We start from the raw sequence: 17039 nt of genomic DNA on the forward strand, positions 1-17039 counted from the left end.
TCCTGAGAAACGTGACAGACCGTCCCGCGTTTACTGCCAATTCATCCGTAATGGGTTGTGACACCGCCTGGCATTGCATAGGCTTGCGCGATTGTTACGCCTGCGCCGGCCGCAGGACCGCTTCGAGGAGATAACCGATGGGCTTGAATAACCAGTGGATGCAACGCGACCTCGCGGTGCTGTGGCATCCCTGCACCCAAATGAAAGACCACCAGCAACTGCCGCTGATCCCGATCAAGCGCGGTGAAGGCGTGTGGCTGGAAGACTTCGAAGGCAAGCGCTACCTCGATGCGGTCAGTTCCTGGTGGGTCAACGTATTCGGCCACGCCAACCCGCGCATCAACCAGCGCATCAAGGATCAGGTCGACCAACTGGAACACGTGATCCTCGCCGGTTTCAGCCACCAGCCGGTGATCGAGCTGTCCGAACGCCTGGTCAAAATGACGCCCGAAGGCCTGACCCGCTGCTTCTATGCCGATAACGGTTCGTCGTGCATCGAAGTGGCGCTGAAGATGAGCTTTCACTACTGGCTCAACCGCGGCCTGCCGAACAAAAAGCGCTTCGTGACCCTCACCAACAGCTACCACGGCGAAACCATCGCCGCGATGTCGGTGGGCGATGTGCCGTTGTTTACCGAGACCTACAAGGCCTTGCTGCTGGACACCATCAAGGTGCCGAGCCCGGACTGCTACCTGCGCCCCGAAGGCATGAGCTGGGAAGAACATTCCCGGAACATGTTCCTGGCCATGGAACAGACCCTCGCTGAAAACCACGACACCGTGGCCGCCGTGATCGTCGAACCGCTGATCCAGGGCGCCGGCGGCATGCGCATGTACCATCCGGTGTACCTCAAGCTGCTGCGCGAGGCCTGTGACCGCTACGGCGTGCACCTGATCCACGACGAAATCGCCGTGGGCTTCGGCCGTACCGGCACGATGTTCGCCTGTGAGCAGGCCGGCATCCGTCCGGACTTCCTGTGCCTGTCCAAGGCCCTCACCGGCGGCTACCTGCCGTTGGCCGCCGTGGTCACCACCGACGACATCTACGACGCCTTCTACGACGACTACCCGACCCTGCGCGCCTTCCTGCACTCCCACAGCTACACCGGCAACCCGCTGGCCTGCGCGGCGGCCCTGGCGACCCTGGATATTTTCGAAGAAGACAACGTCATCGAAAACAACAAGGCGCTGGCCCAGCGCATGGCCACCGCCACCGCGCACCTGGCGGACCACCCGCACGTGTCCGAAGTGCGCCAGACCGGCATGGTGCTGGCCATCGAGATGGTCCAGGACAAAGCCACCAAGACCGCCTACCCGTGGCAGGAACGCCGTGGCCTGAAAGTCTTCGAACATGCCCTGGAGCGCGGCGCGCTGTTGCGGCCGTTGGGCAGCGTGGTGTATTTCCTGCCGCCGTATGTGATCACACCGGAGCAGATCGACTTTTTGGCGCAAGTGGCCAGTGAAGGCATCGATATCGCCACCAACGATAAAGTCAGCGTTGCGGTGCCGAAAGACTTCCACCCAGGCTTCCGTGATCCGGGCTGATAGCACCTACTTAAATTTTCCAGAGAACAGAAATGAGACTGTCCCGCTTTTTCACCGACACCCCGCTGAGCCTCGGCGAGCACGAACTGCCCGAAGCCCAGGCCCACTACATCAGCCGTGTATTGCGCATGGGCGAAGGCGATGCCGTGCAACTGTTCGACGGCTCCGGCCAGGAGTTTTTGGGCACGTTGCTGGAGGTCGGTAAAAAACGCGTCAGCGTGCAGCTCACGCAAAGCTTCGCAGGCCAGAGCGAATCGCCGCTGCACATTCACCTCGGCCAGGGCTTGTCTCGGGGCGAGCGTATGGACTGGGCGATTCAGAAAGCCACGGAGCTGGGCGTGAATGAAATCACGCCGATTTTCAGCGACCGCTGCGAAGTGCGCCTCAAGGACGAGCGCGCCGACAAACGCCTGCTGCACTGGCGCCAGGTGGCGATCAGCGCATGCGAGCAATGCGGGCGTTCGACGGTGCCGGTGATTCATCCGCCGCTGCTGCTGGCCGACTGGTTGAAGCAGGCCGAGGCGGAGTTGAAGCTGGTGCTGCACCCGGTGGCCGCGCCGATGATCAGCCATGCCAAGCCTGCCAGCCTGGCGTTTTTGATCGGGCCTGAAGGTGGCTTGACCGATAACGAAGTCGACACCGCCCAAAGCGCCGGCTTCCAAGCCGCCCGCCTCGGCCCGCGCGTGCTGCGCACTGAGACGGCGCCAGTGGTTGCGCTGGCCGTCGCCCAGCAACTGTGGGGCGACTTCTAACCCCGCTGTGCAAACCCAAACCCAATGTGGGAGCGGGCTTGCTCGCGAAGGCAGTGTGTCAGTTGATAAATAGGCTGACTGATCCACCGCATTCGCGAGCAAGCCCGCTCCCACATTTTGGATTGGGTTGTCAGTCCACCGGGTCACTGACCGGCTTGGCAATAATCGCCTTCAACTCAGCCGTCATCGGGAACTCCAGGTTCAAGCCCTTGGGCGGGATCGGCTGTTCAAACCAGCGCTGGTAAATCCCGTTGATTTCCCCGGAGCGGTAAAGGTCAGCCAGCGTCTCGTTGACCACCGCCAGAAACTGCGGGTCGTCCTTGCGCACCATGCAGCTGTAGATCTCCCGCGACTGCTCCGTGCCCACCACCACCCAGCGGTGCGGGTCGCGGGCCTTGGCGCGCTCGCCGTAGAGCAGCGCATCGTCCATGTAAAACGCCGCCGCGCGGCCGGTCTCGAGCATCTTGAAGGCTTCGCCGTGGTCCTTGGCACTGATCACCGACAGGTTGCTTTCGTGTTCGGCGTTGTAGTGCTTGAGGTACCGCTCATTGGTGGTGCCGGCGGTGGTCACCACGTTCTTGCCCTTGAGGTCGTCAAACCCGTTGATGCCGCTGTCCTTGGCGGTCAGCAACTGGCCCTTCACGTAAATAAACCCGTACGAAAACGCCACCTGTTTCTGGCGCTCGGCGGTCACCCCGGTGGAGCCGCATTCCAGGTCCACAGTGCCGTTCTGCACCAGCGGGATGCGGGTCTGGGACGTCACCAGGGTGTACTTCACGCCAAGGTTGGCCACGCCGGTTTTCTGCTGGATGCGCTCGACGATCTTGCTCGCCAACTCCACTGAATAACCCATGGGTTGGCCGCTGTGGTCACCTACGTAGGAAAACGGCACAGACGCATCGCGGTAGCCCAGCGTGATGGACTTGGCGCTGGCGATCTTGCCCAACGTGCCGTCCAGGGGTGCTTCAGTCGCTTGAACCTGAGCGCCCAACAAAAGCCCCAGGGTGCAGCCGGTCAACAGGATTTTTTTCATTGTTATCCTCCGTTGGTGGTGTGACGAATCAAGCCGCGCGGGGCGCCAGGCCCTGCATATCAATGGAAGGCGCCTGCTGGCCGATCAGCTCGGCCAGCAGTTGGCCGCTGCCACAGGCCAAGGTAAAGCCGAGCGCACCGTGGCCCAGGTTCAGCCACAGATTGCGATAAGCACTCGCGCCAATCAGCGGCACACCGGTCGGCGTGGCCGGGCGCATACCGGCCCATTCGACGGCGTGGGCGTAATCGCCGCCATGGGGAAATGTCTCCAACGCGTGGCGTTTGATCAGCGCCAGGCGCTTGGGCTCAAGGCGGGCGTCAAAGCCGACAATGTCGACCATCGCGGCGACTCGCAGCTGCTCGCCGATCCGCGCGTAGACGATCTTGCGGTCGTAGTCAGTGATGCTCACATTCGGCGCCTGGTGCTGCGCGCCAATCGGCACGCTCAGGCTGTAGCCTTTGAGCGGATACAGCGCAAGGGCCAGGCCAGGCAACGCTAACTCGGCGCTGCGATGCCCGGCAGCGATTACAAGCTGGTCCACCGGCATCATTTCATCGCCTAGATTGATGGCCTGCACCGCACCGTCGCCGTGACGTAGCCCCGTAACCTTGCGGCCAAGCAAAAAGGAACAGCGCCCGGAGGCCTCAAGCCGCGCGGCCAGTCGTTGGCAGAAGGCATGGCAATCTGCGACCTCTTCATTTGGCGTGTAAATACCGCCGACAAAGCCATCCCCCACCAGCGCCGGCTCCAGGCGCGCGCAATCGGCGGCCGACAGCACCTGTTGTTGCAGAAAATCGGTGACCTTGCTGCGCGCAAGCTCAAAGGTGCGGGTACTGCGAAAGGTCACCAGCTTGCCGTTGCGCCGCCAGTCGAAGCCGTCCAGGCGATCATCCTCGCGCCATTGCTGCAAAGTGGCCTGGCTCAAAGACGCCAGGCGCAGCAGGTGAGCGGCGTTACGCTTGTTCACCGAACCCCGGCAGGCGCCCAGAAAGGACGCCATCCAGCGCCATTGTCGGGGATCGAGACGCGGGCGCAGTGTCAACGGCGAGTCCCCACGCAGCAGCCAGCCCAGCGCTTGCAGAGGCACGCCGGCGTCGGCCAGCGGCGCGACATAGCGGTAAGACAGTTGCCCGCCGTTGGCAAAACTGGTTTCGCTGCACAGGCTGTCGCGCGCGTCGATCACCGTGACTTCATGGCCTGCGCGCACCAGGGCGTATGCACTCGCCAGACCGATGACACCGCCGCCGATGATGCAAACCCGCTTGGCCATTCCCCTCACCCGCACTTGAGTTAACAGGCCTCAAGCCTAGGGGCAGGTGACAGGCCACCGACAATGAATAAAGATGGCTCACCTATAAACAAAGGTTATGGACGTGCCATGCGCTTGCGTCATATCGAAATCTTCCAGGCCATCCGCCAGACAGGCTCCGTCAGCGCCGCCGCGCAGTTGCTGCATGTCTCGCAACCGGCGGTGACCAAGGTGTTGCAGCATGCCGAGCTGCAACTAGGCTTCCCGCTGTTTCTGCGCGTGCGCGGCAAACTGCAGCCCACCCCGGAAGCCCTGGCGCTGGAAAGCGAAGTCGAGAAAGTCACCGAGAGCCTGCAAGGTGTGCGGCGGCTGGCCAAGAGCTTGCGCCGCGAGCCGGGCCAGAGTGTGCGCATCGGTGCGATCCCTGCCCTGGCATTGTCACTGCTACCGCCTTCGATTCTGGAGTGGAAGCGCGCCTACCCGGACATCGCTTGCGAGCTGTCCAGCGACCATAGCCGGGAGCTGGTGCAGAAGCTGTTGATGCGTGAGATCGACCTGGCGCTGACGCTTAACTTCTCCGGCCATCCGGGTTTGACCACGCAAGTGTTGGCCAATGGGGGGCTGGTGGCGTTGGCTTCCAAGGGTTACTGGCCTGAGGCCCAAATGAGTAAACCGTTGCCACTGACTGACCTGGCGGGTGCGCCGTTGATTGGCCTGTCCAGTGCCGACCCCTTGGCGGCAAAGCTCGACAGCTACCTGGAAAATGTCGACCCGCCGCCACGAGTGACCATTTCTGTCCAGACCTATTCCCTGGCCCGGGCCATGGTGGAGTCCGGCGCCGGCCTGACCGTGATCGATCCCTTCACCGCCCTCGGCGCATCGACGGCCACCACCTGCATCCGCACGCTCACCCCGCCGCTGCCGATCACCCTGTACGCGCTGACCCGCGCCGATGAACCGCCGCCGCATATGCTCGCGAACCTGCTGCAGATTTTCGGCAAGCGCGCGTGTGAACTGCTGGAACGCTTGTGATGTGGGAGCTGGCTTGCCTGCGATAGCATCGCCTCGGTCTAACTGATAGACCGAGTCGCCTGTATCGCAGGCAAGCCAGCTCCCACACAAGCCAGCTCCCACAGGTCAAAGCACGTAATGCATGATCGCCACAAAGTGCAGCAGGCTGCCGCCGATCACGAACAAGTGCCAGATCCCATGGGAGTGGCGCAGGCGATCTTCCAGGGCAAAAAAGATAATCCCGACGGTGTACAACACCCCGCCCGAGGCCAGCCATACAAACCCGGCCGTGCCCAGCGCAGCAAGCAGCGGCTTGACCGCCACCAGCACGATCCAGCCCATCACCGCGTAAATCACAATCGACAGAATGCGCGCCTCGGAGCGCGGCTTGATCTCTTGCAGGATGCCGATCACCGCCAGCCCCCACACGATTCCGAACAGCGTCCAACCCCACGGCCCGCGCAGCGTTACCAGGCAAAACGGCGTGTAGCTGCCGGCGATCAACAGGTAGATCGAAAAGTGGTCGACCTTCTGCATGATCTCTTTTCGTCGCCCGCGCACGCTGTGGTACACGGTGGACGCGCTGTACAGCACCAGCAGCGTAAAACCATAAATCGCCACGCTGACGATCTTCCAGGGGCTGCCGTCCAGGCTTGCCACCACCAACATCCACACTGCGCCAACAAAAGCTGCTACAGCCCCGACCAAATGGCTCCAGGCGTTAAATCGTTCCCCGTGATACATGTGTCACTCACCTCGAATAACCGTTACCACCTTGAGCATTCTGACGCCACCCTACCCATATCAGGTAACACCCTTTCTTCATTTGCCCAAATACACACGTCCATAGATGATTCGCTTCATCCTGTGGGAGCAGCAAGCCGGCTCCCACGTAAAAGCGTCCTATCGGTAATTGCCATGCCCGAGCTAGAACCCGCCCCGCCTCATCCCAGCCTATGGCAGCTGTTTTACAACTTTGCCATGGTCGGTCTGTTCGGCTTTGGCGGCGTGATGCCCTGGGCGCGGCAGATGATGGTCGACCGTCGCCGCTGGGTCAGTGAGCAAAGCTTCAATGAGCTGCTGACCACCGGCCAGTTCTTCCCGGGCCCCAATATCGCCAACGTCGGCATCATCTACGGCCGGCGCCTGCATGGCTTGCACGGTGCGGTTGTGACCGTGTGCGGGCTGTACCTGTTCCCCTCGTTGATCACCGTGCTCGCCGGATTTGCCTATGCCAAGTGGTGGAGCCACGACGTGGTGCAGCAGATCTTCGGCGCGGTGATGCCGATTGCCACGGGGTTGATGCTCGGCACCACGCTGCGCCTGCTCAAGGCCATGCCCCGCACGCTCGCCAACTACAGCGCCTTCGTGTTGACCTTCGTATTGATGGCCGTCTTTGTGTTGCCGCTGTGGATGGTCTTGCTGATCTGCATTCCCAGCTCCCTGGCCTTGAGCTTTATCGGTTCGAACAAGGTGGCCGGCTGATGCAAACCGTCCTGTTGCACCTGATGATCCAATGCGCGCTGTGGTCGCTGATGGCGATTGGCGGCAACACGGTGGCCATCGGCGATATCCATCGCTACACCGTGGTCGATATGCACTGGATCACTGACGCGCAATTTGTCGCCTTCTTCGCCTTGTCCCAGGCGCTGCCGGGGCCCAACGGCATGTTTCTGGTGTTTATCGGCCAGCAGGCGGCGGGCTTGCCTGGCGCGCTGGTGGCGTTGTTGGCCAAGCTGGTGCCCTGTTCGGTGCTGGCTTACCTGGGCGCCGGCTGGCTGGAGCGGCACACCCGAACGCCGTGGGTGCAACGGGTTAAACGCAGCCTGCTGCCGATCTCCATCGGCCTGATCCTCGCCTCAACCTACATCCTGATGAACAGCCTGGAAAACAACGCGACCAGCCTGGTGCTGACCCTGGCCAGCGCCGCCGTGGTGTATTACACGCGGCTCAACGCGATCTGGCTGATCATCGGCGGCGTGCTGCTGGGCCTGGGCAGTGCATGGCTGGGAGTGAACTGCTTTTAGAGGCACAATCGACCGCATTCGACTAAGAGCCACGGCCATGCTGATCGACGAAGAATTCACCCTCAAGAAGCTCGAGATCTTCCTGGCGTTCATGCGCACCGGCAACCTGGCCCGCGCCGCCGCCGAGTTGCAAACCAGCAACGTCAGCGTGCACCGCGCCATCCACTCGCTGGAAAACGCGCTGCGCTGCCCGCTGTTCAAACACGAAGGGCGCAACCTCACCCCGCTGGAAAGCGCCTACGTGCTGGAGGAGCGCGCGCAAAAGCTGGTGGCCGACGTGGTCGACAGCGTGCGCCTGACCCGCGAAGCCGCAGGTTTCTCGGCTGAGCGCTTCAAGCTCGGCTCGCTGTATTCGCTGACGGTCAAAACCGTGCCACAGCTGATCATGGGCCTGAAAATCAGGCGCAGCGAACTCAATATCGACCTGATCCTGGGCTCCAACTTCGACCTGCTCTACAAGCTCAAGAACATGGAAGTGGACGCGATCCTGATCTCCCTCGACGAACGTGCCAACGACCCGGACTGCGAACAGATCGCGCTGTTCACCGACGACATCTTCCTCGCCACCCCGGCCGACTCACCCTTGGACCGCGAGCAGGAAATCGACCTGGCCGATGTGCGCGACGCGACCTTCATCACCCTCACCCAAGGCTTCGCCACGCACCAGGACGGCAACCGGGTGTTCAACCAGGCGGGGTTTGAGCCGAAGGTGGCGATGCAGGTCAATGACATCTTCACGCTGTTGAGCATGGTCAGTTCGGGCGTGGGTTATGCCCTGCTGCCGGGGCGGATTGCGGCGGTGTATGAGAACCGCGTGAAGCTGATACCGCTGCAACCCAGGTATCGGTTGCAGCAGCACATTGGTGTGGTGTTTTTAAAGGCCAAGGAGCGCGACCCGAATTTGCTGGCGTTGCTGGCAGAGTGTCGGATGTATGCCAATCGGCAGGTGCCAACCTGACAAACCGCTTTCGCGAGCAAGCCCGCTCCCACATTTGAAATGCATTCCAACTGTGGGAGCGGGCTTGCTCGCGAAGAGGCCAGACCAATCAACTTGAATTACGGGGCTAGCCAACGATCCCGCGCACGATGAAGTACAGCAACGACGGCCCAAGCAAACACCCAAGCCCGGTATGGAAAGTGGCAGTCAGCGCGCCATACGGCACCAACCGCCGATCTGTCGCCGCCAGCCCCGCCGTCACCCCACTCACCGTGCCGGCCAGCCCACCAAATACCATCGCCGAGCGCGGGTTATCCAGGCCCATCCAGCGCGCTGCCACGGGCGTGCCGACCATCACCAGAATCGCCTTGATCAACCCTGTCGCAATCGACAGCGCCATCACATCCGAGGTCGCGCCAATCGCCGCACCGGTCACAGGGCCAACGATGTAAGTCACGGCACCCGCGCCGATGGTGGTCATGCTGATCGCATCGCGATACCCAAACGCCCAGGCCATGCTCGCGCCAACGATGAACGGCAGGATGGTGCCCAGCAGCAACGCAATCACACCGATCAGCCCGGCTTTGCGCGCCTCGGTGGCCTGCACTTCAAACGCGGTGGCAACAATGGCGAAATCGCGCAGCATCGCGCCGCCCATCAAGCCGATGCCGGAGAACAGCGCCATGTCCGCCAGGCCTTTTTGCCCGCCGGTGAGTGTGCCGCCGACCCAGGCCAACACCAGCCCGATCACGATGGCAATCGCCGAGCCATGAATGCGCCCGAACGTCAGGCGCTTGGACAGCACCACGGAAACCCACATCACCACACCGACGAAGGCAAACGCGGTGACCAGGCTGTTATTTTCCAAACCTTTTTCAATCAGAGGCCACATATCAGCGACCTCCCGCAGCAGCGATCAGCGGCTCTTCGGCGGGCAAGGGTTCACCCTTGTGCGTGCGGCTGATCAGGGCAATGGTGCAACCGCAAACCACCACCGAACCGATGGCGGCCAGCACAGCGACCGGGCCGCCGTGCAGCGCGGTCACCACGTTTTGTTGCGCGGCCATCGCCACCACCACCGGAATGTACATGGCGCCCCAAAAGCCCACGCCCATTTCGCAGTCTTTGGTCATGCCACCGTGTTTTTGCATCCACAAGCGCGCGCAGATCAACAGGATCATGGCGATCCCGACGCCGCCCACATTGGATTTGACGCCCAGCAACACACCGAGCATGTCGCCGAGGATCACTCCCGCCAACATGCAGATCGCCAGCAAGGCCACACCATAAATAATCATCGTTGTTGTCCTCAAAGTGCTTCATCGAAATTGTTGTTTTTGTGCTTCGAAAGCCTTGGGTGGAGCTTTATCGGTGGCGGCGTTCCTCCTCTTGCAGCAGGGCCTGCAGGGTGTCCAGGCGCGCGCCTTCGCAGGCGATCACCGTGCCCTGCTCAAACACGCGGCGTGACAGGCCAGTGAGCACAGCGCCCGGCGGCAGTTCGATTTGCAGGCGCACGCCACGCTCGTAGGCGCTTTGCACGGTGCCGCGCCAATCGACGATGCGGCACATGTTGAAGGCCAGGTCGTCGCGCAGTTGCTCGGGGTTGTGAATCGGCCGCGCGCGGGTGCTGCTCAGGTAGGTAATGCGCGGCGCCTTGAGCGTGACGAATGCTTGCGCCAGCGCCTGGGCAGGCGCCTCCAGCAGCGCGCAATGCGACGGCACGCTGACCGCCAGGCGCTTGGCGACGCCGTTGCCCTTGATGCGCGCTGCGACGAGCTTCATCGCCGCATCGCTGCCAGCAATCACGGTTTGGTTATCGGCGTTGATGTTGGCCAAATACACCGGCGTTTGCGGGCTATGGATGTCGCTCAGTATGTTTTCGACTGTGGATAACTCAGGGCCGATCAGCGCGGTCATCCCAAAGCCTTGTGGATAAGCGTTTTGCATCAGCTCGCCGCGCAAGCTGACCAGTTTTACCGCGTCGGCAAACGCCAGGGCGCCCGCGATAACTGCCGCCGGGTAGGCGCCGATGGACAGGCCCGCCACGTAATCCGGCGTGTGTTGCAGCTGACGGGCATGGGCCACGCCGACAATCAGCAGGCACAGTTGAACAGCGCGCGTACTCGCCAAGGCTTGCGCCGAATCGAGCAGGCGGACGTCTTCACCCAAGGCGTCACTGGCCTCATCCAGAACGTCGGCCGCCAGCGCGCGGAGCATGCCCGTACGCTGGGCGCCCTGCCCCGGAAATACCAGAAGGCTGCTCATGCCACCGCCTGCCACGGGTCAACCACCAAGTGCGCGCCGCTGACGGTTTTCAGCAGTACTCGGCGCGAGCCTCCCGCCCACTCGCGCAAGGCGACGGCGCCAAACGGGGTTTGCAGTTGCAGGTCCACGGCACACGGCGCCGTGTCCAATATCGCGAGCAGGTCCTCGGCATCACCGCGCTCCAAACGCTGGGGCGTGCGCAGGATCAAATCCAGGTCGCTCTGCGCATGCAGTGCCTCAACTCCACTGGCCAACTCAAAACCCGCGCTGCCCGTGACGCCCCACGTCTCCTGCGCTAACACTGGCCGCAGTAAATCGAGCGCGCGCAACGCCGGTAAATCCCGTGGTGAGGTCACACCACGCAGCGCCTCGGGCACTACTCGCCGTTGCACCGCCGCGATGGGCATCACGGCCGCAAACCGCTGCTCACGCAAACGCCCGCGCACGCCGACGGCCACCTGGCCCGGCTCGGCGATGGCGCGGCGCACCACCACCGGATGACCGGCGTTGATAGCCTCCAACACCCAAGCCGGCGCGTCGGCGGGCAGATGCGCCGGGGCCATGCCCCAGAGCAAATCGTGAGCGTTCACCATTGCTCCCGCAGCAGTTGGCGTACGTGGCTGGAAGCGGCACGGTTGGTGGCGCCCAGGCGTCCTTTTAAATCGGGGCCCGCGACATCATCGATGGCGTGCAGCAGGCAATCACTGACGCGCACCACATCGTCCGCCGTGGGGTATTCAATCTGGCTGACCGACAGCGTCTCCCAGAGCAAACCAAGGCTGGCATAACTGTCGATGTCGTAAGCCATCGGCGGCACGCTGGCGGCCAGGGCTTCCAGCTCTTCGACACTGCGCAGGGTCACCCGCGCCGCCGACGCCTTGCCCATCGCATGCACCATCACGCCAGGGTCGCGCAGAGCAATCAGGCGGTTGGCCTGGTAGCCGTGGGCGAGGAACGCGCCGGACATGGCCTTGCCCACCAGCAGCGCGATCACCGGGTGCCCGGCCAACCGAGCGCGGGCGTAGCTGTCGGCGGCGGCGGCCAGGGCTTGATGGATGCCCAAGGCTTCTTCGCGACGGCCATAGGCTTGGCTGGGCACATCGACGATGGCGATGATCGGGCGCTTGTCGCCACGGGCGATAGCATCGTCCACGGCTTTGGCCAGGCCCCAGCCTTCGAGCAGGCCGACTTCGCCATTGCGCGCCCGCGGGAAACGGTTGTGCGCGTCGGTGACCACGGCGATGAAGCGCACGGCTTGCTCACCCAATACGCCGTCGGCGACTTTCAGCGAGGCCGGCAAACCGTCCACAGGTGTGGCGCCGGCACTCAATGCGTTGAACCACTGCAGGCCTCTCATGAGCGATCTCCTTGGTACAGGTCGCGCACCGTCGCCGCGTCGATTTGCGGCGTGGCGTCCAGCTCGGTCAGGCGCGTCAGGTAGAAATCGACCTGACGGCTGCGCGGGTGTTCGGGCATACCTTGTTGCAACAGCGCGGTAACCGTCTGTTGGATCTGCGCCACATCGTCCGCCACGTAACGGTCAGCCAGGCCGCTGTTGAAGCGCTGTTCGCCGCCGGTGAGGCTCCAGATAAACGGGCGGTCGCGGGAGTCGTATTCTTCCAGGCCTGCCTCCTGCTCGATCACTTGCGGGCCATTCAGGCCCAGGCGTGCTTCGCGAGTGACCACAAGGTAGCTGCACAGCCCGGCGGCGATGGACATGCCGCCAAAGCAACCGACACTGCCGGCCACCACGCCGATCACCGGCTGGTACTGGCGCAGGTCGACAATCGCCGCATGGATATCGGCAATCGCCGCGAGGCCGAGGTTGGCTTCCTGCAAGCGCACGCCGCCGGTTTCCAGCAACAGCACCGCGCCGGTCGGGATGCCATTGCGGTTGTCTTCAGCCGCCAGCTCCAGGGCACCGGCAATTTTTGCACCGCCGACTTCACCGAGGCTGCCGCCCTGGAAGTTGCCTTCGATAGCGGCCACCACCACCGGCTTTCCGGCGATGCTGCCTTTGGCGATCACCACGCCGTCATCGGCCTGGGGCACCACGCCTTGGCGGCTGAGCCAGGGCGACATCACGCGTTGGAAGGGGTCGATCAGTTCGCGATACGTGCCGGCGTCGAGCAAGGCCTTGGCCCGCTGCCGTGCTCCCAATTCAACGAAGCTGTGTTTGTTGAGCAAGTCAGTCATGGCCGATCTCCTCGAAGCCTTGCTCCAGGCGCAAACGCACCACGCCGGGCGTGGCGCCGAAGTCGTGGATATCGATCTTCAACGCCGGCGGCGTGTGCTCCTGGAAGATCCGCTCGAACAGATGCTGCCAGCGCTGTTCGGCGCCATTCACCGAGGTCTGCACCTGGATGGTCAGCGTGCCGGGCGTGCCCGGTTCCAGCAGCACTTCCAGGTCGCCGGAGCCGACGCAACCCACCAGCGCACGGCCTTTGGGCGGCTGCCCGGCGGGGAATTCAAAGGATAAGGTTTCCATCAAAACGCTCCGTCGAGGCGGTCGATAAACAGGCAGGCGGCCAACAGGTCGGCGGCGCCGCCGGGGGAGGCATTCAGGGCCAGCAATTGGTCGTCCAGTTCGTGCAATTGGCGGCGACCGGCGAGGGTCGCGCTGCCGCCTGCGTCCAGCACCGCTTGGGCGCCGCGTTGCATGGCGTGCAGGCCTTCGGTGCCGGCGCGGTAGAGCACGCAGGTGTCGGCCAGGTCAGTCATGATGGCGAGCAAGGCATCCAGGCGTGCGTTCTGCTCACCCGCGTTTTGCTGGCGGCTTTTGTGCAGTTGCGGCAGGCCACGTTGCGTCACGGACGGGAAGCCCAGTTGTGCTTCTTCACGGGCGCCGCGCGCGCCGTAGCGTTGAGCAACCTGAGCGCCGTGGCTCAGCGGCTGCGGGGCGTAGCGGTCGTTGAGCAGGGCTAATTTTGCCGCCGTCAGCGTGACGCTGCGTGGCTCCAGCGCCGCAGCAGCAGTGAGCAAACCGAGCGCCCAGATCGCGCCGCGATGGGTGTTCACGCCATTGGTGGTGGTGAGCATCGCTTGCTCGCCTTCGCGGCCAATCTGCCCGAGGGCTTCGCGCAAGGGCAAACCGACTTCACCGAATTCAAGCGCGGCTTCCGCCATCTCCTTGAACATCGGCCACAGCGACAGCGCCGAAGCGTGCATCAGGCCCAGGTGCAAATCGCTATGGGCACCGTTACCGCGGCGGTCCACCAAGGCCGGTTTGGGCGACAGGTCCGCCTCATCGATCAGCGCGTCGACGGCCATGTCTGCCAGGCGATCAGCCAGGCTCAGTTCATGCAGTTTGAGCGCGCGCATTTACCAGCTCCTGAATTTGGCGGGCGGGTTGTACAAGCCACCGGACCACTCCACCAGGTCGGCCACGCTCTTGGCGGCCAACAGCTCGCGGGTGGCGTCGGTGCGGCGAATGCCGAGGTCTTCGGGCAACGCGATCAAGCCTTCGCGGCGCATGCGCGCGGTGTCTTTGGGGTTGTGGCGCAGGCCGATGGCGGTGACGCCAGCGACGGCGGCGATCATCGCCTGGCGCTCTTCCAGCGAGCGCGCCTTATACAGGTAGGCGATGCCTTCTTCGGTGAGCAGGTGGGTGACATCGTCGCCGTAGATCATGATCGGCGCCAGCGGCATGCCGCTTTTGCGCGCCACTTCGACGGCGTCGAGGGTCTCGACGAAAGTGGGTTTGCCGCCTTCCTGGAAGGTTTCGACCATTTGTACAACCAACTTTTTGCCACGCTCAAGCAAGGCTTGCGGCGCGTCGTCGTGGCGCATGTCCAGCCAGGCCGGGGTGCCATGCCGACGGCCGCGCGGGTCGTGGCCCATGTTCGGCGCGCCACCAAACCCGGCGAGGCGGCCACGGGTGACGGTGGAGGAATGCCCGTCGCCATCCACTTGCAGAGTGGCGCCGATAAACAGGTCCACGGCGTATTGGCCGGCGAGCTGGCAGAACATCCGGTTGGAGCGCATCGAGCCGTCGCGGCCGGTGAAGAACACATCAGGCCGCGCGGCGATGTAGTTTTCCATGCCCAGTTCGGTGCCAAAGCAATGCACGCTTTCCACCCAGCCGCTTTCGATGGCGGGGATCAGGGTTGGGTGCGGGTTGAGGGTCCAGTTGCGGCAGATTTTGCCTTTAAGGCCGAGGGATTCGCCGTAAGTCGGCAGGATCAACTCGATGGCGGCGGTGTTGAACCCAATGCCGTGGTTGAGCGACTGCACATTGTGTTTTTCATAGATGCCACGGATCGCCATCATCGCCATCAGCACATGCACCGGCTTGATATGGCGCGGGTCGCGGGTGAACAGCGGCTCGATGTAGAACGGCTTGTCGGCCACCACCACAAAATCCACCCAGCTTGCGGGGATGTCGACGCGGGGCAAATCGGTGACGTCATCCACCAACTGGTTGACCTGCACGATGACGATGCCATCGCTGAACGCGGCAGGCTCGATCAGCGCCGGGGTGTCTTCGGTGCTGGCGCCGGTGTAAATGTTACCGGCGCGGTCGGCCATGAAACCGGCCGAGAGCACGACGTTGGGGATCAGGTCCACCACCAGCCGCGCGTAGAGTTCGATGTAGGTGTGGATCGCGCCGATTTCCAGCAGGCCGTCTTCCAGCAGCTGGCTGATGCGCAGGGATTGGGTGCCGGCGAAAGAGAAGTCGAGCTTGCGGGCGATGCCCTTTTCAAACAGGTCCAAGTGCTCGGAACGGCCGACACTGGGCATGATCATGTGCAAATCGTGGAGCTTGGCCGGGTCGGCCTTGGCCAGGGAGCGCGAGAGGAAGTCGGCCTGCTTCTGGTTGTTGCCCTCCAGCACCACGCGGTCGCCAGGGAGAATCAGCGCTTCCAGGGCCTCGACGATTCTGTCACTGGGCAACACCGCCCCGTCTGCGTATTTTTTGACCAGCCCGAGGCGCCGCTGCTTCTCGTCGCGCCGCCGCGTCCAGCGCGAGTCGGGGGTGATGGTTGTTGTCATGGTCGCTCCACGGGGTTTGCTGTCGTGGGCTGTACCTTAGGAGTGAACGTGGGGGGTATCAATCAAGCCCAACGGCGGATCGTTACGGTTGGAGTAACAGTTTCAGAGTTTAGTTTTCGGTAGTGCCACCAGATACCACCCACCGCTAGAGTCAGTAGGCCATTCACAGCTAGGATCCAACCTCCTGCCTGAGTCCATACGCAAGCGAGCGTTTCTTCGTAAATAAGGGAAAGAGCCAATAAAAAGATAAAAAGGACCAACCCTACCCACTCTTCCAAACGTCCAAATTTGTCGCGCCGCTCAAGGACAACAACACTCAAGAAGGCTCCGCAGAAAATGACGAACATCACCTCGAGTACATAATCGGTTGCAACGAATTGGCCAGATAGTTTCGAGAGAAGGAAAAAGAACAGCATCGATAGAGAGGACAATCCCATCCATACAAAGGCGTAATCGAGAACACAGAATAGCCCGGCTTTGAACCTCAACGCTTCCGTCTCGTTCGTATCCTCCATTAACGCAACGGCAAGGAGTCCTGACCCTAACCCGCCCAAGCTCATTATTATGAAGTTGCTCAGCACCTCTTTTACGCCTACAGCCCCTCCCACCAACTCAAGACGTAACAAAATAACTACGGCTCCCAGAAGGGAAATTCCAGCTCCCCATAACGCTCCACGCCCTTTGCCCCCTACTCTGACTACTAACGCCGTTAAAACCACCGCCAAAAACCACAGAAACAGAATCCCTACAATCGCATCGTAGAGAAACGCAAAGTTACGCATAATTCCAACCCAAAGCTCCCTCACGCTGGCTTTACTCCGTCCTAAAAGTAGTTCTCGATTATCGGCCGCATAACGTGAAGCTTTACCGATACCGGTCACCATGGACGACGGTCAATAAGTCCCAGAAAGGGACCGACAGGTCCCTTTCTGGGAACGATCCAGTTTTAAGCCGCTGAAGAAGGGGAAATTTGTTCTAGGGCTCGATCCACTAATAGCTGCCCGAGCGCTGCCATTTGCTGAATGCCGAGCATGATTGCGCGCTGGGAGGTGTCCAGGTTGAAGGCCAGATTGCAGGTCATGGCGTTTAGCGAGGACAAAGTTTCGCTGGCGTTGACCAGCAGGGTTTCAGTGTTCTGATGGGGGTCTACGGTGAAAAGCTTGGAAGCAGGTGGATTAGGGGTAGGTTTGACCATGATGAAACTCCTAAACAGTTAGTAAGGAGCGCCA

20 protein-coding genes are annotated in these 17039 nt (G+C 62.2%); 6 read left to right on the top strand and 14 right to left on the bottom strand.

What is annotated here, in order from left to right; translation table 11 throughout:
• Nucleotides 1–137: 137 nt before the first annotated feature.
• Both AB5I78_RS27305 and AB5I78_RS27310 read left to right on the top strand, forming a co-directional pair.
• Entirely contained in the window at nucleotides 138–1544 is a 1407-nt protein-coding gene (locus AB5I78_RS27305) for an adenosylmethionine--8-amino-7-oxononanoate transaminase (protein WP_369301972.1), read from the top strand.
• A 32-nt stretch (nucleotides 1545–1576) separates the two neighbouring features.
• Entirely contained in the window at nucleotides 1577–2296 is a 720-nt protein-coding gene (locus AB5I78_RS27310; RefSeq protein WP_369301971.1) for a 16S rRNA (uracil(1498)-N(3))-methyltransferase, read from the top strand.
• Between the two features lie 130 nt (nucleotides 2297–2426).
• On the opposite strand, the gene AB5I78_RS27315 is transcribed toward AB5I78_RS27310, so the two are convergent.
• Nucleotides 2427–3329, bottom strand: coding sequence for a transporter substrate-binding domain-containing protein (locus tag AB5I78_RS27315; RefSeq protein WP_369301970.1), 903 nt, complete (start codon nucleotides 3327–3329; stop codon nucleotides 2427–2429).
• A gap of 28 nt (nucleotides 3330–3357) precedes the next feature.
• On the bottom strand, nucleotides 3358–4599 hold the full coding sequence (locus AB5I78_RS27320) for a D-amino acid dehydrogenase (RefSeq protein WP_369301969.1): 1242 nt from the start codon (nucleotides 4597–4599) through the stop codon (nucleotides 3358–3360).
• A 108-nt stretch (nucleotides 4600–4707) separates the two neighbouring features.
• On the opposite strand from AB5I78_RS27320, the gene AB5I78_RS27325 reads away from it, so the two are divergent.
• Nucleotides 4708–5610, top strand: a complete 903-nt coding sequence (locus AB5I78_RS27325; RefSeq protein ID WP_242199844.1) for a LysR family transcriptional regulator — start codon at nucleotides 4708–4710, stop codon at nucleotides 5608–5610.
• A 105-nt stretch (nucleotides 5611–5715) separates the two neighbouring features.
• On the opposite strand, the gene AB5I78_RS27330 is transcribed toward AB5I78_RS27325, so the two are convergent.
• On the bottom strand, nucleotides 5716–6333 hold the full coding sequence (locus AB5I78_RS27330; RefSeq protein WP_242199843.1) for a hemolysin III family protein: 618 nt from the start codon (nucleotides 6331–6333) through the stop codon (nucleotides 5716–5718).
• A 174-nt stretch (nucleotides 6334–6507) separates the two neighbouring features.
• Between AB5I78_RS27330 and AB5I78_RS27335 the strand changes: the two genes are divergently transcribed.
• From AB5I78_RS27335 to AB5I78_RS27345, 3 genes are read left to right on the top strand one after another with little or no spacing between them, the layout of a single operon-like run.
• Entirely contained in the window at nucleotides 6508–7074 is a 567-nt protein-coding gene (locus AB5I78_RS27335) for a chromate transporter (RefSeq protein ID WP_369301968.1), read from the top strand.
• Entirely contained in the window at nucleotides 7074–7616 is a 543-nt protein-coding gene (locus tag AB5I78_RS27340; RefSeq protein WP_145157682.1) for a chromate transporter, read from the top strand. Before AB5I78_RS27335 ends, AB5I78_RS27340 begins: the two co-directional genes overlap by 1 nt.
• Before the next feature lie 37 nt (nucleotides 7617–7653).
• On the top strand, nucleotides 7654–8574 hold the full coding sequence (locus AB5I78_RS27345; protein ID WP_369301967.1) for a LysR substrate-binding domain-containing protein: 921 nt from the start codon (nucleotides 7654–7656) through the stop codon (nucleotides 8572–8574).
• Nucleotides 8575–8680: 106 nt separating this feature from the next.
• On the opposite strand, the gene madM is transcribed toward AB5I78_RS27345, so the two are convergent.
• The 11 genes from madM to AB5I78_RS27400 all read right to left on the bottom strand — a co-directional run bounded on the left by madM (nucleotide 8681) and on the right by AB5I78_RS27400 (nucleotide 17005).
• Complete coding sequence (gene madM / locus AB5I78_RS27350) at nucleotides 8681–9445, bottom strand: malonate transporter subunit MadM (protein ID WP_119737496.1); 765 nt, start codon at nucleotides 9443–9445, stop codon at nucleotides 8681–8683.
• Between the two features lies 1 nt (nucleotide 9446).
• A complete protein-coding gene (gene madL / locus AB5I78_RS27355; RefSeq protein WP_106575654.1) occupies nucleotides 9447–9851 on the bottom strand; it encodes a malonate transporter subunit MadL in 405 nt (134 codons plus the stop codon).
• Nucleotides 9852–9918: 67 nt separating this feature from the next.
• Complete coding sequence (gene mdcH, locus AB5I78_RS27360) at nucleotides 9919–10818, bottom strand: malonate decarboxylase subunit epsilon (protein ID WP_369301966.1); 900 nt, start codon at nucleotides 10816–10818, stop codon at nucleotides 9919–9921.
• The gene (locus AB5I78_RS27365; protein ID WP_369301965.1) at nucleotides 10815–11411 is read right to left on the bottom strand and encodes a malonate decarboxylase holo-ACP synthase; all 597 of its coding nucleotides are present in this window, start codon (nucleotides 11409–11411) and stop codon (nucleotides 10815–10817) included. Before AB5I78_RS27365 ends, mdcH begins: the two co-directional genes overlap by 4 nt.
• Nucleotides 11405–12175 (bottom strand): biotin-independent malonate decarboxylase subunit gamma, encoded by a 771-nt coding sequence (gene mdcE, locus AB5I78_RS27370; RefSeq protein ID WP_369301964.1) that lies wholly within the window; start codon nucleotides 12173–12175, stop codon nucleotides 11405–11407. The genes AB5I78_RS27365 and mdcE overlap by 7 nt, the downstream gene beginning before the upstream one ends.
• Nucleotides 12172–13014 (bottom strand): biotin-independent malonate decarboxylase subunit beta, encoded by an 843-nt coding sequence (locus AB5I78_RS27375; protein ID WP_369301963.1) that lies wholly within the window; start codon nucleotides 13012–13014, stop codon nucleotides 12172–12174. Before AB5I78_RS27375 ends, mdcE begins: the two co-directional genes overlap by 4 nt.
• The gene (locus AB5I78_RS27380) at nucleotides 13007–13306 is read right to left on the bottom strand and encodes a malonate decarboxylase subunit delta (protein ID WP_056857713.1); all 300 of its coding nucleotides are present in this window, start codon (nucleotides 13304–13306) and stop codon (nucleotides 13007–13009) included. Before AB5I78_RS27380 ends, AB5I78_RS27375 begins: the two co-directional genes overlap by 8 nt.
• Nucleotides 13306–14139 (bottom strand): triphosphoribosyl-dephospho-CoA synthase, encoded by an 834-nt coding sequence (locus AB5I78_RS27385; protein ID WP_262206971.1) that lies wholly within the window; start codon nucleotides 14137–14139, stop codon nucleotides 13306–13308. The genes AB5I78_RS27380 and AB5I78_RS27385 overlap by 1 nt, the downstream gene beginning before the upstream one ends.
• Nucleotides 14140–15810, bottom strand: a complete 1671-nt coding sequence (mdcA, locus tag AB5I78_RS27390; protein WP_145157701.1) for a malonate decarboxylase subunit alpha — start codon at nucleotides 15808–15810, stop codon at nucleotides 14140–14142.
• Between the two features lie 62 nt (nucleotides 15811–15872).
• Nucleotides 15873–16694: a hypothetical protein gene (locus tag AB5I78_RS27395; protein WP_369301962.1), complete on the bottom strand. Its 822-nt coding sequence runs from the start codon at nucleotides 16692–16694 to the stop codon at nucleotides 15873–15875.
• A gap of 62 nt (nucleotides 16695–16756) precedes the next feature.
• Complete coding sequence (locus tag AB5I78_RS27400) at nucleotides 16757–17005, bottom strand: DUF6124 family protein (RefSeq protein WP_369301961.1); 249 nt, start codon at nucleotides 17003–17005, stop codon at nucleotides 16757–16759.
• Nucleotides 17006–17039: the final 34 nt, after the last annotated feature.

Origin of the sequence: Pseudomonas sp. N2-3-1-14 (assembly GCF_041228395.1) — a bacterium.
Lineage (GTDB): Bacteria > Pseudomonadota > Gammaproteobacteria > Pseudomonadales > Pseudomonadaceae > Aquipseudomonas.

Coding starts and splice junctions, on each gene's coding strand:
- AB5I78_RS27315 (WP_369301970.1), bottom strand. CDS start 3,329: ATGAAAAAAATCCTGTTGACCGGCTGCACCCTGGGGCTTTTGTTGGGC.
- AB5I78_RS27385 (WP_262206971.1), bottom strand. CDS start 14,139: ATGCGCGCGCTCAAACTGCATGAACTGAGCCTGGCTGATCGCCTGGCA.
- AB5I78_RS27345 (WP_369301967.1), top strand. CDS start 7,654: ATGCTGATCGACGAAGAATTCACCCTCAAGAAGCTCGAGATCTTCCTG.
- AB5I78_RS27400 (WP_369301961.1), bottom strand. CDS start 17,005: ATGGTCAAACCTACCCCTAATCCACCTGCTTCCAAGCTTTTCACCGTA.
- AB5I78_RS27305 (WP_369301972.1), top strand. CDS start 138: ATGGGCTTGAATAACCAGTGGATGCAACGCGACCTCGCGGTGCTGTGG.
- madL (WP_106575654.1), bottom strand. CDS start 9,851: ATGATTATTTATGGTGTGGCCTTGCTGGCGATCTGCATGTTGGCGGGA.
- mdcE (WP_369301964.1), bottom strand. CDS start 12,175: ATGAGAGGCCTGCAGTGGTTCAACGCATTGAGTGCCGGCGCCACACCT.
- AB5I78_RS27380 (WP_056857713.1), bottom strand. CDS start 13,306: ATGGAAACCTTATCCTTTGAATTCCCCGCCGGGCAGCCGCCCAAAGGC.
- AB5I78_RS27365 (WP_369301965.1), bottom strand. CDS start 11,411: ATGGTGAACGCTCACGATTTGCTCTGGGGCATGGCCCCGGCGCATCTG.
- AB5I78_RS27375 (WP_369301963.1), bottom strand. CDS start 13,014: ATGACTGACTTGCTCAACAAACACAGCTTCGTTGAATTGGGAGCACGG.
- AB5I78_RS27310 (WP_369301971.1), top strand. CDS start 1,577: ATGAGACTGTCCCGCTTTTTCACCGACACCCCGCTGAGCCTCGGCGAG.
- mdcH (WP_369301966.1), bottom strand. CDS start 10,818: ATGAGCAGCCTTCTGGTATTTCCGGGGCAGGGCGCCCAGCGTACGGGC.
- mdcA (WP_145157701.1), bottom strand. CDS start 15,810: ATGACAACAACCATCACCCCCGACTCGCGCTGGACGCGGCGGCGCGAC.
- AB5I78_RS27330 (WP_242199843.1), bottom strand. CDS start 6,333: ATGTATCACGGGGAACGATTTAACGCCTGGAGCCATTTGGTCGGGGCT.
- AB5I78_RS27395 (WP_369301962.1), bottom strand. CDS start 16,694: ATGGTGACCGGTATCGGTAAAGCTTCACGTTATGCGGCCGATAATCGA.
- AB5I78_RS27320 (WP_369301969.1), bottom strand. CDS start 4,599: ATGGCCAAGCGGGTTTGCATCATCGGCGGCGGTGTCATCGGTCTGGCG.
- AB5I78_RS27335 (WP_369301968.1), top strand. CDS start 6,508: ATGCCCGAGCTAGAACCCGCCCCGCCTCATCCCAGCCTATGGCAGCTG.
- AB5I78_RS27325 (WP_242199844.1), top strand. CDS start 4,708: ATGCGCTTGCGTCATATCGAAATCTTCCAGGCCATCCGCCAGACAGGC.
- madM (WP_119737496.1), bottom strand. CDS start 9,445: ATGTGGCCTCTGATTGAAAAAGGTTTGGAAAATAACAGCCTGGTCACC.
- AB5I78_RS27340 (WP_145157682.1), top strand. CDS start 7,074: ATGCAAACCGTCCTGTTGCACCTGATGATCCAATGCGCGCTGTGGTCG.